This is a genomic window from uncultured Dysosmobacter sp. (assembly GCF_947631635.1).
Lineage (GTDB): Bacteria > Bacillota > Clostridia > Oscillospirales > Oscillospiraceae > Oscillibacter.
The window spans coordinates 22,138-41,861 of record NZ_CANRMB010000024.1 but is presented as its reverse complement, the minus strand read 5'-3'; the positions used below and the strand labels follow the sequence as shown (position 1 = coordinate 41,861).

The 19,724-nt window shown below is 58.8% G+C and carries 17 protein-coding genes, 1 pseudogene and 1 other annotated feature; of the genes and pseudogenes, 3 read left to right on the top strand and 15 right to left on the bottom strand.

All coding sequences use genetic code 11. The features are described from left to right. Position 1: 1 nt before the first annotated feature. Positions 2-2,683 (bottom strand): translation factor GTPase family protein, encoded by a 2,682-nt coding sequence (locus Q0Z71_RS12085; RefSeq protein WP_298022945.1) that lies wholly within the window; start codon positions 2,681-2,683, stop codon positions 2-4. A 153-nt stretch (positions 2,684-2,836) separates the two neighbouring features. Between Q0Z71_RS12085 and Q0Z71_RS12080 the strand changes: the two genes are divergently transcribed. Beyond that, on the top strand, positions 2,837-5,080 hold the full coding sequence (locus Q0Z71_RS12080) for an ATP-binding protein (protein WP_298022942.1): 2,244 nt from the start codon (positions 2,837-2,839) through the stop codon (positions 5,078-5,080). A gap of 304 nt (positions 5,081-5,384) precedes the next feature. Here the strand turns inward: Q0Z71_RS12080 and Q0Z71_RS12075 are convergent. The 7 genes and pseudogenes from Q0Z71_RS12075 to megL all read right to left on the bottom strand — a co-directional run. Then, positions 5,385-5,578 (bottom strand): annotated as a pseudogene (locus Q0Z71_RS12075) (abortive phage infection protein); the annotation flags it as partial. Between the two features lie 377 nt (positions 5,579-5,955). Continuing rightward, positions 5,956-7,440: a hypothetical protein gene (locus Q0Z71_RS12070; protein WP_298022939.1), complete on the bottom strand. Its 1,485-nt coding sequence runs from the start codon at positions 7,438-7,440 to the stop codon at positions 5,956-5,958. A 100-nt stretch (positions 7,441-7,540) separates the two neighbouring features. Then, positions 7,541-7,906 (bottom strand): hypothetical protein, encoded by a 366-nt coding sequence (locus Q0Z71_RS12065; RefSeq protein ID WP_298022937.1) that lies wholly within the window; start codon positions 7,904-7,906, stop codon positions 7,541-7,543. Positions 7,907-8,115: 209 nt separating this feature from the next. After that, positions 8,116-9,186 (bottom strand): 3-isopropylmalate dehydrogenase, encoded by a 1,071-nt coding sequence (gene leuB / locus Q0Z71_RS12060; protein ID WP_298022934.1) that lies wholly within the window; start codon positions 9,184-9,186, stop codon positions 8,116-8,118. Position 9,187: 1 nt separating this feature from the next. Next, positions 9,188-9,679 (bottom strand): 3-isopropylmalate dehydratase small subunit, encoded by a 492-nt coding sequence (leuD, locus tag Q0Z71_RS12055; protein WP_298022931.1) that lies wholly within the window; start codon positions 9,677-9,679, stop codon positions 9,188-9,190. A gap of 182 nt (positions 9,680-9,861) precedes the next feature. Further along, positions 9,862-11,121: a 3-isopropylmalate dehydratase large subunit gene (gene leuC / locus Q0Z71_RS12050; RefSeq protein WP_298022928.1), complete on the bottom strand. Its 1,260-nt coding sequence runs from the start codon at positions 11,119-11,121 to the stop codon at positions 9,862-9,864. Between the two features lie 89 nt (positions 11,122-11,210). Next, positions 11,211-11,462, bottom strand: a binding site (T-box leader). A 465-nt stretch (positions 11,463-11,927) separates the two neighbouring features. After that, complete coding sequence (gene megL, locus Q0Z71_RS12045) at positions 11,928-13,124, bottom strand: methionine gamma-lyase (protein ID WP_298022926.1); 1,197 nt, start codon at positions 13,122-13,124, stop codon at positions 11,928-11,930. 363 nt (positions 13,125-13,487) lie between these two features. On the opposite strand from megL, the gene Q0Z71_RS12040 reads away from it, so the two are divergent. Then, positions 13,488-14,453 carry a LysR family transcriptional regulator gene (locus Q0Z71_RS12040; RefSeq protein ID WP_298022923.1) on the top strand — a complete coding sequence of 322 codons (966 nt, stop codon included), beginning with the start codon at positions 13,488-13,490 and terminating at the stop codon, positions 14,451-14,453. A 53-nt stretch (positions 14,454-14,506) separates the two neighbouring features. On the opposite strand, the gene Q0Z71_RS12035 is transcribed toward Q0Z71_RS12040, so the two are convergent. Next, positions 14,507-15,922: a Na+/H+ antiporter NhaC family protein gene (locus Q0Z71_RS12035; RefSeq protein ID WP_298022920.1), complete on the bottom strand. Its 1,416-nt coding sequence runs from the start codon at positions 15,920-15,922 to the stop codon at positions 14,507-14,509. A 280-nt stretch (positions 15,923-16,202) separates the two neighbouring features. Here Q0Z71_RS12035 and Q0Z71_RS12030 point away from each other — a divergent pair, with 280 nt between their 5' ends. Further along, complete coding sequence (locus tag Q0Z71_RS12030; protein WP_298022917.1) at positions 16,203-17,024, top strand: mechanosensitive ion channel family protein; 822 nt, start codon at positions 16,203-16,205, stop codon at positions 17,022-17,024. A 110-nt stretch (positions 17,025-17,134) separates the two neighbouring features. Here Q0Z71_RS12030 and Q0Z71_RS12025 read toward each other — a convergent pair whose 3' ends face one another. The 6 genes from Q0Z71_RS12025 to Q0Z71_RS12000 all read right to left on the bottom strand — a co-directional run bounded on the left by Q0Z71_RS12025 (position 17,135) and on the right by Q0Z71_RS12000 (position 19,722). After that, a complete protein-coding gene (locus Q0Z71_RS12025; RefSeq protein WP_298022914.1) occupies positions 17,135-17,344 on the bottom strand; it encodes a helix-turn-helix transcriptional regulator in 210 nt (69 codons plus the stop codon). After that, the gene (locus Q0Z71_RS12020; protein ID WP_298022911.1) at positions 17,323-17,451 is read right to left on the bottom strand and encodes a hypothetical protein; all 129 of its coding nucleotides are present in this window, start codon (positions 17,449-17,451) and stop codon (positions 17,323-17,325) included. The genes Q0Z71_RS12025 and Q0Z71_RS12020 overlap by 22 nt, the downstream gene beginning before the upstream one ends. Positions 17,452-17,455: 4 nt before the next feature. Continuing rightward, a complete protein-coding gene (locus Q0Z71_RS12015; protein WP_298022908.1) occupies positions 17,456-17,767 on the bottom strand; it encodes a DUF6442 family protein in 312 nt (103 codons plus the stop codon). Positions 17,768-17,780: 13 nt separating this feature from the next. Beyond that, positions 17,781-18,107 carry a DUF6442 family protein gene (locus Q0Z71_RS12010; RefSeq protein WP_298022905.1) on the bottom strand — a complete coding sequence of 109 codons (327 nt, stop codon included), beginning with the start codon at positions 18,105-18,107 and terminating at the stop codon, positions 17,781-17,783. A 299-nt stretch (positions 18,108-18,406) separates the two neighbouring features. After that, the gene (gene udp / locus Q0Z71_RS12005) at positions 18,407-19,180 is read right to left on the bottom strand and encodes a uridine phosphorylase (protein WP_298022902.1); all 774 of its coding nucleotides are present in this window, start codon (positions 19,178-19,180) and stop codon (positions 18,407-18,409) included. A 65-nt stretch (positions 19,181-19,245) separates the two neighbouring features. Beyond that, positions 19,246-19,722 carry a GNAT family N-acetyltransferase gene (locus Q0Z71_RS12000; protein WP_298022899.1) on the bottom strand — a complete coding sequence of 159 codons (477 nt, stop codon included), beginning with the start codon at positions 19,720-19,722 and terminating at the stop codon, positions 19,246-19,248. Positions 19,723-19,724 lie beyond the last annotated feature (2 nt).

The following is a 19,724-nucleotide window of genomic DNA, read 5'->3' as shown; positions in this document are numbered from 1 at the left end:
ATCACCCCTTCTCTTTCGCCGCTTTTTCCATGGCGCTCCGCACCGCGCCGCTCTTTGTTGTCCGGTTGTTCCGCTCCAGCGCCGCGGCGATCTGCCCCTGGACCTGCTCCATCTCCGCGCGGAAGCTGGAGGCGGACATCCGCAGGGCGCCGTGGCCCAGGATGATGAGCTGCTCCGGCCCGTCGGAGGTGGCCACCTTCACCCGATGCTTCCTGCCGATCTCATAGGTGGCTTTTTCGATATAGGCGTCGGCGGTCTCCGCCTCTTTCGTATAGACCACGTGGATGTTGTGGTATTTCTCCACAGAGCCCAGGCCGCCCTTGACCTTGTAGGCGTCAAACACCGCGATGACCACGCACTTCTGATAGCCCTGATAGTTGCAGAGCAGGTCGCACAGGGCCTTGCGGGCGGCGTCCAGATTGTCCCGGGCGATGTCCTTCAGCTCGTCCCAGGCAAAAATAATGTTGTAGCCGTCCACCAGCAGGTATTCCGGCCCGGAGAACTGCTCCCGGATGGAACGCCTCTCCGCCGCCTCCCCCGCCGGGGCCCGTTTGGGCTCTCTGGGCTGGAGAAAGGTCCGCCGCTTGACCGGGCCGTAGGTCCGCTCAAAGATGGCCTGCAATTCCTTGTCCTGTTCAAGGGTCCCCGCGTAGGTGCTGGTCCGCCGGGGCTGGGGCGCTCTCTCCGGCTCCGCTTTTGCCTCCCCCAGCCGCAGGCCGCTGTCCACATGGGCGTGTTGGGGCACCTCGTCCCACTTCACCGTATAGCCCGCCCCATGGCCGCAGAACACGGAGTCCGGCGTGTTGTCCACGTCCCGCTCCGGGTCGTAGCCCATGGCCCCGATGACCTCCGCCGCGTTGGCGCAGGGGCGGTATCCCGCCAGCTGGCACAGCAGGCGGCCCTGGCCCCGGGTGTAGGCCGTGACCTCCCGGGCGTAGTCCCGCAGGGCCGCCACCGGGGCTGAGCCGGTGAGGACGGTCTCCTCCCCCGCGGTCTCCGGCGGCGCCGCCTCGCCGCTCATCCGCTGCAGGTCGCTCATGGCCCGGCCCACCTGCTGGCTGGGCAGCTCCAGACGGAAATCGTACCAGGGCTCCAGCAGGACGCTCTCAGCCTGCATCAGCCCCTGCCGCACCGCCCGGTAGGTGGCCTGGCGGAAGTCGCCGCCCTCGGTGTGCTTTTCGTGGGCGCGGCCGGCCACCAATGTGATCTTCATGTCGGTGATGGGAGAGCCGGTCAGCACGCCCAGGTGGGCTTTTTCCTCCAAATGGGTCAGGATCAGCCGCTGCCAGTTCAGGTCCAGCGTATCCGTGGGGCAGACGCTGTCAAACACCAGGCCGCTGCCCGCCTTGCCGGGCTCCAGCAGGAGATGGACCTCCGCGTAGTGCCGCAGAGGCTCAAAATGCCCGATGCCCTCCACGGCGCCGGCAATGGTCTCCCGGTAGCAGATGGCTCCCGCGCCGAAGGCGACCTCCATGCCGAACCGCTCCCGGACAAGGCGCTGGACGATCTCCAGCTGGACCTCTCCCATCAGCTGGATGTGGATCTCCCGCGCCGCCTCGTTCCAGACGATATGGAGCTGCGGGTCCTCCTCTTCCAGCTGCCGCAGGCGCAGCAGGGCGGTATGGGGATCTGTGCCGTCCGTCAATTCCACCTGATAGGTCAGGACCGGCTCCAGCACCGGCCCCGTCCAGGCGGTCTCAAAGCCCAGGCCCTCGCCGGGGGCAGTGCGGCTCAACCCCGTCACCGCGGTGACCGAGCCAGCCGGAACCTCCTCCACCGTGCGGAACTTGGCTCCGGAATAGATGCGCAGCTGGTCCGCCTTTTCCTCCCACACCGCCTCCTCCGGCACGCCGGAACGGCGGTTGGTCAAAAGGTCCTTCACCCGCAGGGTGCCGCCGGTGACTTTCAGGTATGTCAGCCGGTTCCCCTGACTGTCCCGGGCGATCTTGAAGACCCGGGCGCCGAACGCCTCCGGGTATGCGGGCACCGGGGCATACCGCTCCAGGCCCGCCAAAAGCGCGTCCACGCCCTCCAATTTCAGCGCCGAGCCGAAAAAGCAGGGAAACAGCTTCCGCTTCCCGATCATGGCGGACATGTCGCTGTCGAAGACCTCCCCGGCCTCCAGATACCGCTCCAGCACCTCCTCGTCGCAGACGGCAGCCTCCTCCGCCAGCTGCTCCGCCGGAGCGCCGAAGTCCACACAGCCGCCGTCCAGGTGCTGTTTCAGGTCCGCCAGCACAGCCGCCCGGTCCGCGCCCGCCAGGTCCATTTTGTTGACAAACAGGAACACCGGCACGCTGTACCGCTCCAGCAGCCGCCACAGCGTCCGGGTGTGGCCCTGCACGCCGTCGGTGCCGCTGATGACCAGCACGGCGCAGTCCAGCACCCGGAGCGTCCGCTCCGTCTCGGCGGAAAAATCCACATGCCCCGGCGTGTCCAGCAGGGTCACCTCCGTATCCGCCAGAGGCAGCACCGCCTGCTTGGAGAAAATGGTGATGCCCCGCTCCCGCTCCATGGCGTCGGTATCCAGAAACGCGTTTTTATGGTCCACCCGTCCCAGCTTCCGAATGGCTCCGCTCTGATATAAAAGGGCCTCGGACAGGGTGGTCTTTCCCGCATCCACGTGGGCGAGAATGCCCAGACAGATCTGTTTCTTTGGTCTATTTTCTGATGTGGCTCCCATCGGAAATGCCCCTTTCTGCTGCGTCTATCATATATGCACTATCATAGCACAGAACGGAGGATAAGTCGATAAGTTGCTGATTGAGCTTGCAGTATTCCCCGTTTTCATATATAGTAATGGTAGGCCGATCCTGTTGCCAAAGGGGGATATATTATGAATAAACATATGTTTTTAAAATCCATCCTGCCCCCTTTTCTTCTATTCCTATGCAGTATCCTGGTTTTACCGGCGGATGTATCCGCTGCGCCGGCAGATCCGGAACATGTATCCATCAGCCTCTCGGCGGAGGAGCTGGCCTATCGTGACCGGGCCGGTGAAATTATCATAGGCTGTCCAGTCAACAACTGTCCCATGCTCTTTCAGGATGAAAAAACGGGACAGCTTGAAGGCATTGCCATCGATATTCTGGACATGATATCGGAAATGACCGGCCTTACCTTCCGCTATCAGGCACTGCCCTCCGGCAGTATTACATATGAAGATCTGCAGCAGCTTCAGGTGGATATGCTGGCAGGCGTGGAATGCAATGAATTCAACGAGCATTCCCGCGGCATTGCCCTGACAGATGCCTATTTACATGCCGCAAAAGTATTTGTGTGCAAAAGGGGAACGGAATTCCATCCCGACAGCGCGATGACCATTGCCGTCCACTCCGGCTCACAGACGCTGGAAAAAATGATCCAACAGCAGTATCCCCTGTTCCAGATATTGTTTTATGACTCCACGGAGGATGCATTATCGGCGCTGCTCTCCGGGAAAGCGGACGCCGTTTTGCAAAATCAGTACACAATTGAACGTATCCTGCGCAAGCCCATCTACGACGACCTGCAAATCGTAGCTACGGCATCCATCGGCGACAGTCAATGTCTCGCGTGTCTTGTACCGATCAGCGGAGACGGGCAGAATCTCATATCCGATGATACGGCGCTTCTCCTGTCCATCTTAAATAAAGGCATCGGCAGTCTCGATCAGAGTCAGGTTTCCTTTTGCATTATCAAAGAGACGGCCGAAAACGCCTACCAGTTTACCATATGGGATACGATGTACCACTATCGTTTTGCAATGTTCGGCCTGTTTATCAGCCTGCTGCTGATCCTTGTCCTTCTGCGCAAAAATCGTATTCTGCACCTGAAACGCGCGGAGCAGATCGCAACCCAGCAGCGCGCAAAAGAGCTGGCGGCGATCAACGCACAAATGCAGGAGCAGCAGCTTCTTCTCATGGATGCGCTGAAACGCGCGGAGGAGGGAAACCGCGCAAAGACCTCCTTCCTGTTCAACATGTCCCATGATATCCGCACTCCGATGCATGCGATTTTAGGCTTTACAGAGATCGCCGGGCGCAACATAAACGACACTGCAAAACTGACAGACTGTCTGGAAAAAATACAGGCTTCCGGCAAACATCTGCTGCAGCTGATCAATAATGTCCTGGATATGACAAAAATCGAAAACGGAAAGGTCACGCTGACAGAGGATTGCTGTGATCTTCAAGAATGCATTGAAAAGGTCCGGGATATTTTACAGGCAGAGATCGACCAGAAACATCTGACGGTCCAAACCGATATGTCAACCGTAAAAAACGAATTGGTTTACTGCGACGTTCTTCGTTTTAATCAAATTTTATTTAATCTCCTAAGCAACGCCGTAAAGTTCAGCAAGTCAGGCGGCAATATTGGGGTCACCCTCCATCAGGAGCCATGCGCCATGCAGGAATATGCCGCATATGAAATACGTGTGAAAGACAACGGCATCGGAATGTCCCCGGAGTTTTTGTCGCACATTTTCGAACCGTTCGAGCGGGAACACACCTCCACCATAAGTCAGACACAGGGCACCGGTCTCGGCATGTCCATCACGAAAAATCTTGTCGATCTGATGGGAGGTACGATCCAGGTAACCAGTGAACCCGGTAAGGGGACTGAATTTGTCCTGCATTTCACGTTTAAATTACAGGAGACGCAGCAGCCGGAACAGCCGTCTTCCACGGAAGCTGTCTGCACAAGCGATTTTTCCGGAAGACGGCTTCTTCTGGTCGACGACAATGAGCTGAATATGGAAATCGCCCAGGAGCTTCTCTGCGAGGCAGGTTTTCTGGTAGAGACAGCCTCAAACGGGCAGATTGCCGTGGAAATGGTCCGGAATTCTGTGGCAGGATACTATGACGCAATCCTGATGGACATCCAGATGCCCGTAATGAACGGATATCAGGCTTCCCAGGAAATTCGAAGCCTTGAAAACAAAGATCTGGCTGAAATTCCGATCATTGCGCTGACTGCAAACGCTTTCGACGAAGATAAAAAGGAAGCCCTGGCCCATGGCATGAATGCCCACATTGCCAAACCGTTAGATGTTGCATTGCTGTATGAAACACTGAAAAATGTCCTGAAAAGCAGATAAATATCAATAAAATATCGCTCACGAATCATGATTGACACCAGCTTTTATTGGTTCTGATCTCTCTATTGTCTCTTCCCACAGTTCATTTTTTATTTCCAGGAAACCCCAGTAACCGCTGTCCCATCATTGCTCCCATTTCGGGCAATCCACGGCATCGTCTGCCTATCCGCCAGTTTTTTCCATTTTTTTGTGTTGAATAAAGCAAAGCTTTCTCACACAATTCCGCATCAAGATCTGCCGCCGGCGAATTTCTTTCTGGAAAGATCGCGGATCAAATTCTTTCACTGTCCTGCAGTTGTTATCATTAAAGAAGTGCCGCCCAATACTGCCGAAGCATTTTTTCTGCATGGAACATGGACTGCATCCGCATTCGCGGATCCTTGGTCTTTCTCCGGGCGTATCGCTTTATGGCATTCTGAAACACCCGGAATTGCTCCGTCTGCGAAGCAATTCACAGATTGTCCGCTCCACATCATAAACCGGCACTGTATAGCCAAACCGCGTCCACCTCATGCGGTTCCTTTTCCTCCGTATAGTCAAATAACTTGAAAAATAGCAAAGCTATTTTTCAAGCGGGCTACGCCCGCCCGCGTGTGAAACACGCAGTTATTGACTATGAAATCCAAATGATGGCCGCGGACCGCGGCCTGCCACAGCGCTTACGTGCTGTGGCACTTGAAAAGTGGTTTTACCACTTTTCAAGTTATTTGATTATAAAGACCTGAGCGCCGCCTTCCCGGCTGTGGGAAGGCGGCGCTCAGATTGTTTTTACAGAAAAGGAGCATCTTGGCGGCTCCCGGTCAGTCAGGCGGCCCGATAAACCGCAACCGGCATTTCCGTATCAGAAATGATCCGTTTTTCTCCATCAATCCCCATTACTGCCGCTGTTCCTCCCGGTTCAGCAGCCGCACCGTGGCCGCATCCCGGCGGAACACGTGGAAGTTGGCCCAGGACAGGCCGCTGTCCGCAAAGAAGTCTCCGGCCGCATGCAGGACGGCGGGCAGGTCCCAGGCGATGAAGTCCAGATAGCCGCAGCAGATCCCAGAGGCGCCGCCCAGGAACGTCACCGCGTCCGCTCCGGCGTTCTGCAAAATATCCGCTTCCAGACTGTCCCGGAAATCCAGCACCGCCTTGCCCCGTCCCTCTCCGGTGAAGCCGTCCAGGGGATAGCAGAGGAAGCCCGCCGCAGCGCCGTCCGCATGGTAATCGTCTATCGTCCCGCTCTGCGCTTCCAGATACTCATTGATGAGGGCGGGCAGGCGGGTGGAACCGGCGTATACGTCCAGCCGCCAGTCGGCATCCGGGTCCTCCACCGGCTCCAGCTGATAGACCAGGTAGCTGTTTTCCAGATAGGCCTCCGCGTCATTGCTGACAGACAGTCCCATCCCCTCCACCGCCTCCGGCAGCGCGGGCAGGGGGATGGGGGTTCCCTCCTTGGGCGTGTCCACCACGTCGAACCCACGGATCAGGGCAATGGACGCCACCTCGCCCAAAACCTGGTCGGTGAGGGTGGAGAGCAGCCACCACACCCGGTTCTTCTCCTCCCGAAGCAGGGGGCGCAGCTTCTCGCAGTACAGGGTCAGGCCAACGCTGTTTTCATTCAGCTTTTCCACCCAGACCTGCACATCATCGCTGGAGACGTCCCAGCCGCCGGACCGCAGGCCCACGCTCTTCATGGGCTGGCGGCCCACCCAGATGTTCCAATGCTCCAGGACGGCGGCCGGGGCGCGGCGCTGGAAGTAGACCAGCGGAAACAGCTTGGCCCGATCCCCCTCCGGGGTAAGGGTCAGCTCATATTTTTCTCCGTTGAAGCCCAGCTCAAAGGAGGGGCTGTTCAGCGCAAGCTCCAGCGCCTCGCCGCATTTCGCAATCACTTCATCGACCCGCTCACGGTTTTTGTCCTCGTCCATGATGCGGCGCAGTTCCGCCTCCATTCCGGCAAAGGCCGTCCAAGCCGCCTGCACACGCTCCCGGAAGTTCTTCTCAAACCGGGGCAGGGACAGGCGCCGGCGGCAGTCGTCGATGAGCTGCTGCGTGTCCTCGTCACCGGGGCGGGCCTCCAGCGCCTTCTCAAAATAGCGCAGGGCCGGGCCCTCCTGGTCCAGGAAGTAATAGGCATACCCCATGCGGAAATTCCAGCAGTGGTCGCCCTGGAAATATGCCTCATGGGGCTTCAGCAGGGCGAGGGCCCTGCGGAACATCTCCCTGTCCTCCGGCTCCGCCTGGTTGTTGTAGGCCCGGGCCAGTTCGCTGTCCTCTTCCGGGGTGCGCTCTGCGGCGGGAATGGCCTCCAGCGCGTCGATGATCCTCTGGTATTCGTCGTTCTCGTGCCAGATCCGGCACTGTTCCAGGATGTTCATGTCGGCTGCTCCTTTGTTGAAAATTTTTATCATCCACTGATAATCTTCACTTCAATTTCCGATTCACCGCTCTGTCCAACCCTCCGATCAAGCGGAATTTTCATCTCTCCGTCCATGCATCAAATCTTGTCGAGATCTGCGGGTCATATAAAGGACAGCCGTACTCGAATAAAATGTCCATCAGGGCATTCATATCAGCCTCCTGCATATGATAGCAATCGAACCTTACGATCTGCGGGGTTGTGAAGATCTGAAACGCCCCATGTCCTCTTTTTTCAAAATCTTTTCCATCATCCTGAATGGTCCAATCTGAAAAGACAGCGGCAACTTTCTCCATGATCTCGCTGATGGGAAGGGATTCCAGCACCTCCATCTGCTCGCCGTCACAGCAGGCTGTTTGATACACCGCTTCATTGTCATGGTCAGCGTCCGCTTTATATCTCCAAAAATTCAGGTCCATGCTCATTGGAAAATCCTCCTCATATCTGATCCCGATTGATTTTATTCTACCACCATGCCGAGCCGCCTGCAACCACGCCCATGGGGAAAAGCAAGCGAGATGACTCTTGATCTCTGCTGCCCGACAGCCATCTCCTGAAAACGCTCCGTCTCTTTCCCAGCAGCCCGCAAAAAACACGCCGGCAGGAACATCCTGCCGGCGTGTCTCTGCTGTTTTCAGATGCGGTTTCTGATCTGTTCGCCCATCTCCCGGCAGCCCACCAGGGTGCCGCCGCTTTGCAGGATATCGCCGCAGCGGTATCCCGCCTTCAGGGCGGCGTCCACGGCAGCCTCGATGGCGTCGGCCTCCGCCGCCATGTCAAAGCTGTACCGCAGCATCATGGCAGCGGCCAGGATGGTGCCGATGGGGTTGGCCTTGTTCTGGCCCGCGATGTCGGGGGCGGAGCCGTGGATGGGCTCGTACAGTCCCCGGGTGCCCTTCCCCATGCTGGAGGAGGGGATCATGCCGATGGAGCCGGTGATCTGGCTGGCCTCGTCGGAGAGGATGTCGCCGAACAGGTTCTCCGTCACGATGACGTCGAACTGGCTGGGGTCCCGGACGATCTGCATGGCGGCGTTGTCCACATACATGTGCAGCAGTTCCACGTCGGGATACTCCTTTGCCACCTCCGTCACGGTCCTGCGCCACAGGCGGGAGGTATCCAGCACGTTGGCCTTGTCGATGGAGGTCACCCGCTTCCGCCGCTTCCGGGCCATCTGGAAGGCCACGTGGGCCACCCGGCGAATCTCATGCTCCGTGTAAGCCATGATGTCCGTGGCCTTCTGCTCGCCGTCCACCTGGGCGGTGGAGTGCTCACCGAAGTACACGCCGCCGATCAGCTCCCGCACCACCACGAAGTCGATGCCCCGGGCGGCGATGTCCGCCCGCAGGGGGCAGGCGGCGGAGAGGTCGGAGAACATCCGGGCGGGCCGGACGTTGGTGTACAGGCCCATGGCGGCCCGCAGCTTCAAAAGGCCCCGCTCCGGCCGGTTGGCGGAGGGCTGGGCGTCCCACTTGGGACCGCCCACGGCGCCCAGCAGCACGCTGTCTGAGGTCAGGCAGGTCTCCAAGCTGGCCTCCGGCAGGGGCACGCCGAAGGCATCGATGGCATTTCCGCCCATCGGGGCGTCTTTGTAGGTGAAGGTGTGTCCGAACTTGGCGGCCACGGCGTCCAGCACGCCCATGGCCTCGTTCACGATCTCCGGGCCGATGCCGTCGCCCTTGATGACAGCGATCGTCTTGTTCATATTACGCCTCCTTGGCCTTCAGAGAGGCCATCAGTCCGCCCTTGGCGATCATGTCCTTGATGAAGGGCGGGAAGGGCTCGGCCTGGTAGGTCTCGTTCTTTGTGACGTTGGTAATGACGCCGGTGTCAAAATCCACCGCTACCTCGTCGCCCGCATCGATGCCCTCGCTGGCGGCGGGGCACTCCAGGATGGCAAGGCCGATGTTGATGGAATTGCGGTAAAAGATGCGGGCAAAGTTCTTGGCGATGACGCAGGAGATGCCGCTGGCCTTGATGGCGATGGGGGCGTGCTCCCGGGAGGAGCCGCAGCCGAAGTTGACGCCGGCCACCATGATGTCGCCGTCCTTCACCTTGGCGGGGAACTCCTTGTCGATGTCCTCCATGCAGTGGGCGGCCAGCTCCCTGGGGTCCTGAGTGGCCAAATAGCGGGCGGGGATGATCACGTCGGTATCCACGTGATCGCCGTATTTGTGTACAAATCCATGTGCGTTCATAGTAATCTCCATTCTGCCGGATAAACGGCGGGTATTGCAGTCAGTTTTCACCGCGGCGCGCTGGGGCGATCCGCACTGCGGCGGTTCCCCCGCTGCACGGGATGAAAAATCTCTCTCGGCCTGTGTGCGGGGGTGTGGAATCTGCCTGATGCGGATTCTGGAAAAGCGGAGCTTTTCAACGATCAAAGCTCATCAGGATGGCAGATATGGCCGGCCACGCCGGAGGCGGCGGCGACGGCGGGAGAGGCGAGGTAGACCTCGCTGTCCACGTGGCCCATGCGGCCCACGAAGTTGCGGTTGGTGGTGGAGACACAGCGCTCCCCGGCGGCCAGGATCCCCATGTAGCCGCCCAGGCAGGGCCCGCAGGTGGGGGTGGAGACGATGCAGCCCGCGTCTACGAAAATATCGATGTAGCCCAGGCGGATGCTCTCCTTGTAGACCGACTGGGTGGCGGGGATGACGATGCCCCGGACGCCGGGGGCCAGGTGCCTGCCTTTCAGGATGGCGGCAGCGGCGGCGATATCCGGCAGCTGTCCGTTGGTGCAGGAGCCGATGACGATCTGGTCGATGGCGATGTCCTTCCCCTCCCGGGCGCTGTGGGCGTTCTCCGGCAGGTGGGGCCAGGCCACGGTGCACTCCACTTTGGAGAGGTCGATCTCCACGGTGCGCTCGTACTCCGCGTCGGGGTCCGCCTCAAAGGCGGTCCAGGGGCGGTCCACCCGGCCCTCCACATAGGCCCGGGTCACGTCGTCCACCGGGAAGATGCCGTTCTTGCCGCCGGCCTCGATGGCCATGTTGGAGATGGTCAGGCGGTCATAGATGGTCAGTTCCTTGACGCCGGGGCCTGTGAATTCCAGGGACTGGTACCGGGCGCCGTCCACGCCGATCATGCCGATGAGGGTCAGGATCACATCCTTGCCGGAGACATAGGGTCCCAGCTTTCCGGTCAGATTCACGCGGATGGCGGAGGGCACCTTGAACCAGGTCTGGCCCGCGGCCATGGCCGCGCCCAGGTCGGTGGAGCCCACGCCGGTGGAGAAGGCGCCCAGCGCGCCGTAGGTGCAGGTGTGGGAGTCGGCACCGATAACGGTCTCACCGGGAGCCACCAGGCCCTTTTCCGGCAGGAGCGCGTGCTCGATGCCCATGGCGCCCACATCGTAATAGTGGTCGATGCCGAACTTCCGGGCAAAGGTGCGGCACTGCTTGCACTGGGTGGCGGACTTGATGTCCTTGTTGGGCGCGAAGTGATCCATCACCATGGCGATGCGGCTCTTGTCAAACACCTTGTCAAAGCCCGCCGCCTCGAATTCGTTGATGGCCACCGGGGTGGTGATGTCGTTGCCCAGCACCAGGTCCAGCTTTGCCTGGATGAGCTGTCCGGCCCGGACGCTCTCCAATCCCGCGTGCTGTGCCAGGATCTTCTGTGTCATTGTCATTCCCATGCTGATACTCTCCTTATTCTGAAACAATTGTGTTCTTTCTGCCTCGGGAGCCGCCCCGGAGGCAAACTAAAAAGGCCTCCGTCTCCTGAAAAAGAGACGAAAGCCTGAACTTCCGCGGTACCACTCTCATTGGCATCAAGATGCCCGCTCCCGGGATCGGCACAGCTGTGCGAACCCCGCCTCTCTGATAACGGTGAGGAGACCCGTTTTCACCTAAACCGTCCGGTCTCAGCGAAAATACTCGAGGGCCAGTGACATCCCCCCACTCTGCATTGCCTCGCAGCGTCCGGCAACTCTCTGAAGCGTCTGTGAAAGGACTTTTTCCCTGTCAGCGTATGTATCCTATTTGCTGTTGGGATATAAAATACCGGACAAATCGGGATTTGTCAAGTCCATTTTTTTCCTTTCCGCCGTTTTTTTCCGGCTCGTCCCATCTTTTGGGGAGCTTCCTTACACCCGGGAGGCTCCCGTGATAAAATAAAGCGTTCAAATTGGCGGCGGTCTGCCGCCTTGGAAGAGTCGTGAAGACAATGGGTGACCATGTTCAAAAATTTCAACAGATGGATGCACTGGCCCGGGAGGCTCTGCCCCTGTCCAGAAGCACATTGCTGGTGAACCTGCGGTTGTTCACCGCCCAGGCCATGGACCGCCGCTGTGCGCCGGGCATACGTCGAAGGGGAAGCTGTCTCTTTCGAAGTCAGCCCCAGCAGGATAACGAGGCTGTTTGCCCTTTCCATAAAACGCCGGACCGGCCTGCAAATGCAGGCCGGTCCGGCGTTTTGGGAGAGATAGGAGTATTTTTGCAATCAGATCAGGGTATCCAGGACCGCCTTGAAGTCGGCGATGATGTCCTCAGGATCCTCCAGGCCCACGCTGATGCGCACCAGGCCCTCAGAGATGCCGGCGGCCTTCAGCTCCTCCGCCGTATAGGTGGAGTGGGTCATGGTGGCGGGATGCTCCACCAGAGTCTCGGCGTCGCCCAGGGAGACGGCGATGGTGCCTAGCTCCAGCTTGTTCAGCGCGGCGGCAGTGGCGGCCTTGTCAGCCTTCAGCTCAATGGAGATCATGGCGCCGGGCAGTTTCATCTGCTTGGCGGCGATCTCATGGCCCTTGAAGCTCTCCAGCCCGGGATAATAGACCTTATCCACGGCGGGATGATTTGCGAAGAACTCCGCCACCTTCTTGGCGTTGGCGCAGTGGCGCTCCATGCGGATGTCCAGCGTCTTCATGCCGCGGGCCATCAGGAAGGCGTTGAAGGGGCTCATGACCGCGCCGGTCATATCCTTCAGGCCGAACATGCGGCACTGGCCGATGAACTCCTCGTCGCCCACGATAACGCCCGCGATCACATCGCCGTGGCCGTTGAGGTACTTGGTGGCGCTGTGGACCACCACGTTGGCGCCCAGGCTCAGGGGCCGCTGCAGATAGGGGGTGCAGAAGGTGTTGTCCACGATGACGCGGATGGCGGGATTGAACGCATGGGCGGTCTTGGCGATCAGCTCGATATCCAGCAGCTTCAGGGTGGGGTTGCAGGGGGTCTCGAAATAGACCACCTTGGTCTTGTCGGTCAGCGCCTTTCTCAGGTTCTCAATGTCGCTGAGGTCCGTCAGAGTGACCTTGACGCCGAACTTGCTCATGCCGTGGTTCAGCAGGGCATAGGTGCAGCCGTACAGCGTCTCGTCCGCCACGATCTCATCGCCGCCCACAACGGCGCTCCACAGCGCGGAGGAGATGGCGCCCATACCGGAAGCGGTGCACAGCGCGGCCTCGCCGCCCTCCAGAGAGGCCATCTTGGCCTCCACAGTGGCAACGGTGGGGTTGCCCAGACGGGAGTAGATGTAGCCGCCCTCCTGACCGGCGAAGCGGGCGCCGCCCTGCTCCACGGTCTCAAACTCAAAGGTGGAGGTCTGATAGATGGGGTCGCACAGGGAACCCGCGGCGTTTTTCACCTTTCCAACGTGAATCTGGCGGGTGGCAAACCCAAAATTCTTCTTCTGATCCATAATGCTGCTCCTTTCTTACTGGGTCCGGCATTTCGTCCTTATATGGCGGACGTTTATCCGGACATTCTATTTTTCGCTAACAAATTATTGATTTTTTTCTTGGTACAAAGAGAGAAGAGAGTTAAAAAGCACAAATATTCGGCGGCTTTTGTGTTGATGTTGACTACAAACACGCATATGTAGTTTTGCCATTTTGTCAACTTCTGACTATATAGTATCACACTTTTTCCAGATGTGTTAACATTGGTTTCCTTGAATTTGTTATCGGTAATTTGAATAACAGATTTCATGAGTGTTGACATCCTGTGAGACGGCTCCTATAATAAAGGCGGTTGGTCCTATTGCGATTTTGGAGGCGTCATTATGACTTTTCAACAGTTGACCTACGTGGTGGAGATTTCCAAATGCGGCTCCATCAACAAGGCGGCCCAAAAGCTGTTCCTGTCCCAATCCGGCATTTCCACCGCCGTGCGGGAGCTGGAGGAGGAGCTTGGCATCCAGTTCTTCGTCCGCAGCAACCGGGGCGTGGACTTTACGCCGGAGGGCAAGGAGTTCCTCAGCTACGCCGCCTCTCTTCTGGAACAGAAGCAGCGGATCGAAAGTATTTACGGCGAGGCCAGAAACACCGCCGCCCCTGTCCGCTTCTCCGTCTCCACCCAGCGGTATCCCTTCACAGAGGATGCCTTTCTTCGGATGCTGCAAACAACGGAGGACAACCGCTTCCTCTTCTCCATCAAGGAGACCGGCATGGACGCGGTCATTGACGATGTCTACGACCACCGGGCGGATATCGGCGTCATTTTTCTGTCGGAGCTGACGGAAAAGATCATTCTCCGCCTGCTGGATTCCCGCAGGCTGGACTTTCACGAGATCGCCGCTGTCGCCCCCTGCGTCTACGTACGCAACGGCCATCCGCTGACGGATCTGGACGCGGTGAATGAATCGGACCTGGCCGGCTATCCCTATGTCTCCTTTGAACATGAGCAGGGCGTTGCCACGGATTTCTCTGAGGAATATCAGATCGTATCCCTGAAAAAGCCCGCGAAATGCATCCGCGCCAACAACCGGACCACCATGATAAATATTTTAGCCCGCACCAATGCCTTTACCACCGGAAGCGGCCTGCTGGTGGAGGGCATCAACAGTCAGGCCGTCGTCACTATCCCGCTGGCCAACAAGGCCTGCATCCGCATCGGCTGGATCATACCCAGGAACAGCAAACTGTCCGCCCAAACAGAACAGTTCATTGACCTGCTGGAGCAGTCCGTGGCGGACTCCATCCGCTTCACGGAGCGGCTCCACCAGTCCCTGGGCCACAGCCCCGCATAAAAAAGGCATAAAAGAGCGGCGCCGGAATTCCGGCGCCGTTCTTATTTCTGGATTCAGACTTCCTCTTTCTCCATTTCCAGCATGGCCTTCTTAGCCGCTACGCCGGACTCCGCCACATCATATTCCCAGTTCCAGGGATCCTTGCGGCAAGTGCCATCCGCAAAGGGGATGAAGATGGACAGGATACCGACGATCGCCAGGACCCAGCAGTACCACAGGTTGGGGATGATATCCGTGGGGTTCATGGCAATGCCATAGGCGGTGGTCAGGGATGCGGCGGTCAGGATCTGCGCGCCGTAGGGGATGATGCCCTGGAACACGCAGGAGAACACATCCAGCAGGGAGGCGGTGCGCCGGGGATCCACCTTGTACTCATGGCTGATGTCCTTCGCCATGCTGCCGCTGAGGACGATGGCCACAGTGTTGTTGGCGGTGGCGCAGTCAGCCAGGGAGACCAGGGCGGCAATGCCCACCTGGGCGGACTTATTGCCCTTCATGATGCTCCGCAGCTTCTGGATCAGCCAGGTGATGCCGCCGTTGTGGGTGACCATTTCAGACATACCGCCGCAGAACAGGGTCAGGAAGAACACCTCGTTCATGCCGGTGAAGCCGCTCCAGATGTTCTGCGCAAAGCCGAAGATATCCAGAGAGCCGGTAGCCATGCCGACAATGCCGGCGACGAAGATACCGATGGTCAGCACCAGGAACACATTCATGCCCACCAGCGCCAGGACCAGGACCAGCAGATAGGGGAGAACCTTGACGATGCTGTACTCCAGCGCGCCGATCTCGGGCATCACATCCGGACGGCCGACGATCAGCAGCACGATGATGGTGATGATGGCGGCGGGCAGGGCGATCAGCAGGTTGACGCGGAACTTATCCCGCATCTCGCAGCCCTGGGAACGGGTGGCGGCGATGGTGGTGTCGGAGATCATGGACAGGTTGTCACCGAACATGGCGCCGCCCACGCAGGCGCCCACCATCAGGGGAACGCTGATGCCGCCCTTGTCGGCACAGCCGACGGCGATGGGGACGATGGCGCCGATGGTGCCCATGGAGGTGCCGGTGGCAGTGCCCATGAATGCGGAGATGATGAACACGCCGGCGGCCAGGAACTGGACCGGGATCAGGGACAGGCCCAGGTTGACGGTGGCGTCCCGTCCGCCCATGGCGGCGGCCACGCCGGAGAACGCGCCTGCCAGCAGATAAATTATCAGCATGGTCAGCACGTCGATATTGGCCGCGCCCTTTGCGAAGATGGCAAAGCGCTCATTGATGGTGCCCTTGGTCATGGCAAAGGCGACCAGCACCGCGATGAACATCGCAGCCACGGAGGGGAACTGGTAGAAAGCCATTTCCACGCCCTGCGCCTGCAGGATCAGGCCAGCGCCTAAGTAGATGATAACGAAAATCAAGAATGGGACCAGTGCGAAGCCGCTGCCTTTTTTATCCAAACGATGATCCATAAATTTTCCTCCTCTTTCTCTTCCGCCAATACGTGCCTTCTTTCGTCTTATTGCATAGTTTTCTTGGGGTCGTTCCTCTCTTCTCTGTGTAAAATTATATCATCTCCCAACCAAATCTGTTAATATCCAGTTTCAGGAATCAGTTATTACTTTTTTCGATACCGGATAATCATATTCTGCATTGCTCCTTTCTGTAGTTTTCCCTCCCAGCATTGACTTTTTTTGCGTTTTCGGGTATTGTTTGTTACATTCCCATCTATTGCAAAAGGAGCCATGTCCTATGCCTCAAACAAGTATTTCCGACTTCATGAATATCGCCGTGGGCGGCCTGACGCTGTCCAAGATCCTCTCCGCCGCCGCGACACTGCTGGTCTGCCTGCTGGCCGTCCGCCTGCTGACAAAGGTGGCGCGGAAGCTGCTGTCCGCCTCCAAGCTGGACGCCCGCATCCAGAAATACCTGCTCACCGGCATCCGGCTGGTGCTGTATGTTATCACGGTCGTCATCGTGGCCGAGAGCCTGAACATCAACACCACCTCCCTGGTGGCGCTGCTGTCCGTCGGCTCCCTGGGCATCACCCTGGCGGCGGAGGACATTCTGGGCAATGTGGCGGGCGGCCTGGTCATCCTCTCCTCCCACCCTTTTTCCATCGGGGATTTCGTGGAGGCCAACGGCGTCTCCGGCACGGTGGAGGAGATCAGCCTAAACCACACCAAGCTGGTGACGCCGGACGGCCTGCTGGTGATGATGCCCAACAAAGAGCTTGCCAGCGCCAGGATGACCAACTACACGGTCCGGGGCAGCCGCCGGGTGGTCCAGAAGGTCACCGCCTCCTACGACGCCCCCACGGAGACGGTGAAGGAGGCCTGCCGCAAGGCCCTCGCCATGACAGACGGCGTGCTGGAGGAACCCGCCCCAGCGGTCTATCTCACCAACTACGGCGAGAGCGCCATCGAGTACACGGTGTACTGCTGGGCCGCCGTCAACGACTACTGGAATGTCTACTTCGCCCTGGGCGAACACCTGCGGTCCGCCTTTGAGGCGTACGGTGTGGAGATGACGTACAGCCATCTGAATGTGCATATTGTGGAGAACAAAAACTGACCGCCCGGTCCAGCGCTGCAATAAGGGTTTGCCAACGGATATCCGCGGCGCCCCTCGCGCGAATCAGGGAAACAGGGCCCGTCGCTTCTATCGGAAGCGGCGGGCCTTGTTCATTCAAAATAGAACAGCTCTTCAAACTTCTTGTCCAGCGCGATGCACAGCACCAGCGCCAGCTTGGCGGTGGGGCTGAACTGCCCCGTCTCAATGGAGCTGATGGTATTTCGGGAGACACCCACCAGCTCCGCCAACTGGGTCTGGGAGAGATTCTTCTCCGCCCTGGCCACCTTGACACGGTTTTTCAGAACCAGCTGGTCGTCCATTCCACACACCTCCAAAGCCGGGCAACGCTCATGCAGCCGATCCCAAGACGGACCAGCGCCACCGGAACGGTGAAGATCAGAAAACACGTCAGGCTTCGTCTCTCCATGGCATCATCCCTGTGTAAAGAATTGTACCAGATTCCAGCCCAGAAATGCAAGGGATATCAGCAGGGTGATGATATCCGAAACGCTCCGCCGCTTCGTCAGGCGGTACAGCCGGTTGGCCGCGCAGGACATCCAGATCATGGAGAACACGTCCGCAGCCGGCATTCCATGGCGCCGCTTCCAATGGATCAGGACCAGGCCCAGCAGAAAGACGAACATCAAACTGAAGGACTCCCCCTCGAGATACACCGTCCGCTCCATCTCGTCCCGGTTCTTGTTTTCCCGCCTGCTCTTTTCCAAGATTTCCTCTTTGTTCATCACAGTCTCTCCTTTACATGCCAATGCCAGCCCGGATAACGGTCAGAATGTGGCACCCCAGCCAGCACACGGCGCCGACGCCGCCGAAAATCACCGTCCACAGGTGGGCCTTTGCCCCGGAGACCCGGTACTTTCCCCATCCTTCCGCCGCGATATACGCCCAAAACATGGCAAAGGGCGCGTAGCTGTTCTGCCCTGTTATCAAATTGAACACAACGATGGCGATAAACACCAGGCAAAACGCCATGACACCAGCCCTCCGGCCCTTGTCCGCGGCATAGGTCTCCCCCTCGTCCTCCTTCTCCGCACGGCTGCGTTTCAAAATCTCCTCTTTATCCATACCGGCTCCTCCTTGCCCAGTTTTCTTTTTATTTTACCAAGTTAACTTTGCAGATAGAGGATAGCATATACCAAGTATACTTGTCAATAGGGCAGCTTATATTTTTTCAGAGCAAGTGCTCTTCATACAAATATCAGCATTTCAGCTGCGGCAGCCGGGCATATCCCGGTCCCTGTGGAAGCGGTGTCCTCATGATTGCCGGACAGTACCGCACGGAAGAGGAAGTCTTTTCATCCTGAAAAGACTTCTGCCGGAGCAAAAAAATTCAGAGGGCAGTGCCCTCTGAATTTTTTCGCATGTTACCTGCCGTTCTTCCGGTCCTCTTCGATCAGCAGCTTCAGACCCTCCACTGCCACCCGCACGGCGGCGGAGGTGTCCTCGCTCATCTTCTGGTCCAGGCCGGCGGCCTCCCGCTCCTGGTTCCAGACCACATGGAAGCAGGAACCGCAGCGGCAGCCCAGCGCCGCCGCCACCACGAACAGCGCCGCGGACTCCATCTCGCTGGCCTTGGCCCCCAGCCGTTTCCAGGACTCCCACTTCTGCTTCAGCTCGTAGTATACGGGAGAGGCGTCGGGGCTGTGCTGGCCGTAAAAGCTGTCCTTGCACTGGACAATACCGGTGTGCAGGGGTTTTCCCATGGCCTTGGTGGCCCGGGCCAGGCAGTCCACGATCTCAAAGTCCGCCACAGCGGGAAACTCGATGGGCGCGTATTCCAGGCTGGTGTGTTCAAACCGGATGGCGCCGGTGGCCACCACGATATCGCCGGACTGGACGTTCACATCAATGCCGCCGCAGGTGCCGGTGCGGATGAAGGTGTCCGCGCCGCACTTGTGCAGCTCCTCCATGGCGATGGAGGCGGAGGGGCCGCCGATGCCGGTGGAGCAGGCAGTCACCTTTTCCCCCAGCAGCGTGCCGGTCCAGACGTTGTATTCCCGGTTGCAGGCCACCTGCTTCGCGTCGTCAAACAGTGCGGCGATGGCGGGCACCCGGCCCGGATCGCCGGGCATGATGCAGTACCGGCCCACATCGTCGGGGGTACAATGGATATGGAACTGCTTTTCAAGCTTTTGCATAGCATTCACCTCATTGTTGATTTTTTATCAGTATAGCAGAATTTTCCTCTGGTTGCAATCCATATTCAGCTTTCCGCCAGCTCCCGCAGGGTGTCCCCCGCCAGGCGGTATACCGTCCAGTCGCCCATGGGCTCCGCGCCCAGGGACCGGTAGAAGTCGATGCTGGGCCTGTTCCAGTCCAGGCACCACCACTCCAACCGGCCGCAGCCCCGCTCCACGGCGATGGCGGCCAGCTTTTGCAGAATGGCCTTGCCATAGCCTCTGCCCCGGCACTCCGGGCGGACATACAAATCCTCTAAGTACAGCCCCGCCCGGCCCAGGAAGGTGGAGAAGTTGTGGAAGAACAGGGCAAAGCCCACCTCTTTCCCCTCCTCCAGGGCGAAGAGCACCTCGGCGTTTTTCCTTTGGAACAGCTGGTCCGCCAGGGTGGCCTCGTCCGCCACCACCTGGTCCAGCATGTGTTCGTAATCCGCCAGCTCCCGGATGAACTGCAGGATCAGCGGCGTGTCGGATTCCACCGCGAATCGAAAAGTCAAGTCCATAT

Coding starts and splice junctions, on each gene's coding strand:
- Q0Z71_RS12085 (WP_298022945.1), bottom strand. CDS start 2,683: ATGGGAGCCACATCAGAAAATAGACCAAAGAAACAGATCTGTCTGGGC.
- Q0Z71_RS12080 (WP_298022942.1), top strand. CDS start 2,837: ATGAATAAACATATGTTTTTAAAATCCATCCTGCCCCCTTTTCTTCTA.
- Q0Z71_RS12070 (WP_298022939.1), bottom strand. CDS start 7,440: ATGAACATCCTGGAACAGTGCCGGATCTGGCACGAGAACGACGAATAC.
- Q0Z71_RS12065 (WP_298022937.1), bottom strand. CDS start 7,906: ATGAGCATGGACCTGAATTTTTGGAGATATAAAGCGGACGCTGACCAT.
- leuB (WP_298022934.1), bottom strand. CDS start 9,186: ATGAACAAGACGATCGCTGTCATCAAGGGCGACGGCATCGGCCCGGAG.
- leuD (WP_298022931.1), bottom strand. CDS start 9,679: ATGAACGCACATGGATTTGTACACAAATACGGCGATCACGTGGATACC.
- leuC (WP_298022928.1), bottom strand. CDS start 11,121: ATGGGAATGACAATGACACAGAAGATCCTGGCACAGCACGCGGGATTG.
- megL (WP_298022926.1), bottom strand. CDS start 13,124: ATGGATCAGAAGAAGAATTTTGGGTTTGCCACCCGCCAGATTCACGTT.
- Q0Z71_RS12040 (WP_298022923.1), top strand. CDS start 13,488: ATGACTTTTCAACAGTTGACCTACGTGGTGGAGATTTCCAAATGCGGC.
- Q0Z71_RS12035 (WP_298022920.1), bottom strand. CDS start 15,922: ATGGATCATCGTTTGGATAAAAAAGGCAGCGGCTTCGCACTGGTCCCA.
- Q0Z71_RS12030 (WP_298022917.1), top strand. CDS start 16,203: ATGCCTCAAACAAGTATTTCCGACTTCATGAATATCGCCGTGGGCGGC.
- Q0Z71_RS12025 (WP_298022914.1), bottom strand. CDS start 17,344: ATGGACGACCAGCTGGTTCTGAAAAACCGTGTCAAGGTGGCCAGGGCG.
- Q0Z71_RS12020 (WP_298022911.1), bottom strand. CDS start 17,451: ATGGAGAGACGAAGCCTGACGTGTTTTCTGATCTTCACCGTTCCGGTG.
- Q0Z71_RS12015 (WP_298022908.1), bottom strand. CDS start 17,767: ATGAACAAAGAGGAAATCTTGGAAAAGAGCAGGCGGGAAAACAAGAAC.
- Q0Z71_RS12010 (WP_298022905.1), bottom strand. CDS start 18,107: ATGGATAAAGAGGAGATTTTGAAACGCAGCCGTGCGGAGAAGGAGGAC.
- udp (WP_298022902.1), bottom strand. CDS start 19,180: ATGCAAAAGCTTGAAAAGCAGTTCCATATCCATTGTACCCCCGACGAT.
- Q0Z71_RS12000 (WP_298022899.1), bottom strand. CDS start 19,722: ATGGACTTGACTTTTCGATTCGCGGTGGAATCCGACACGCCGCTGATC.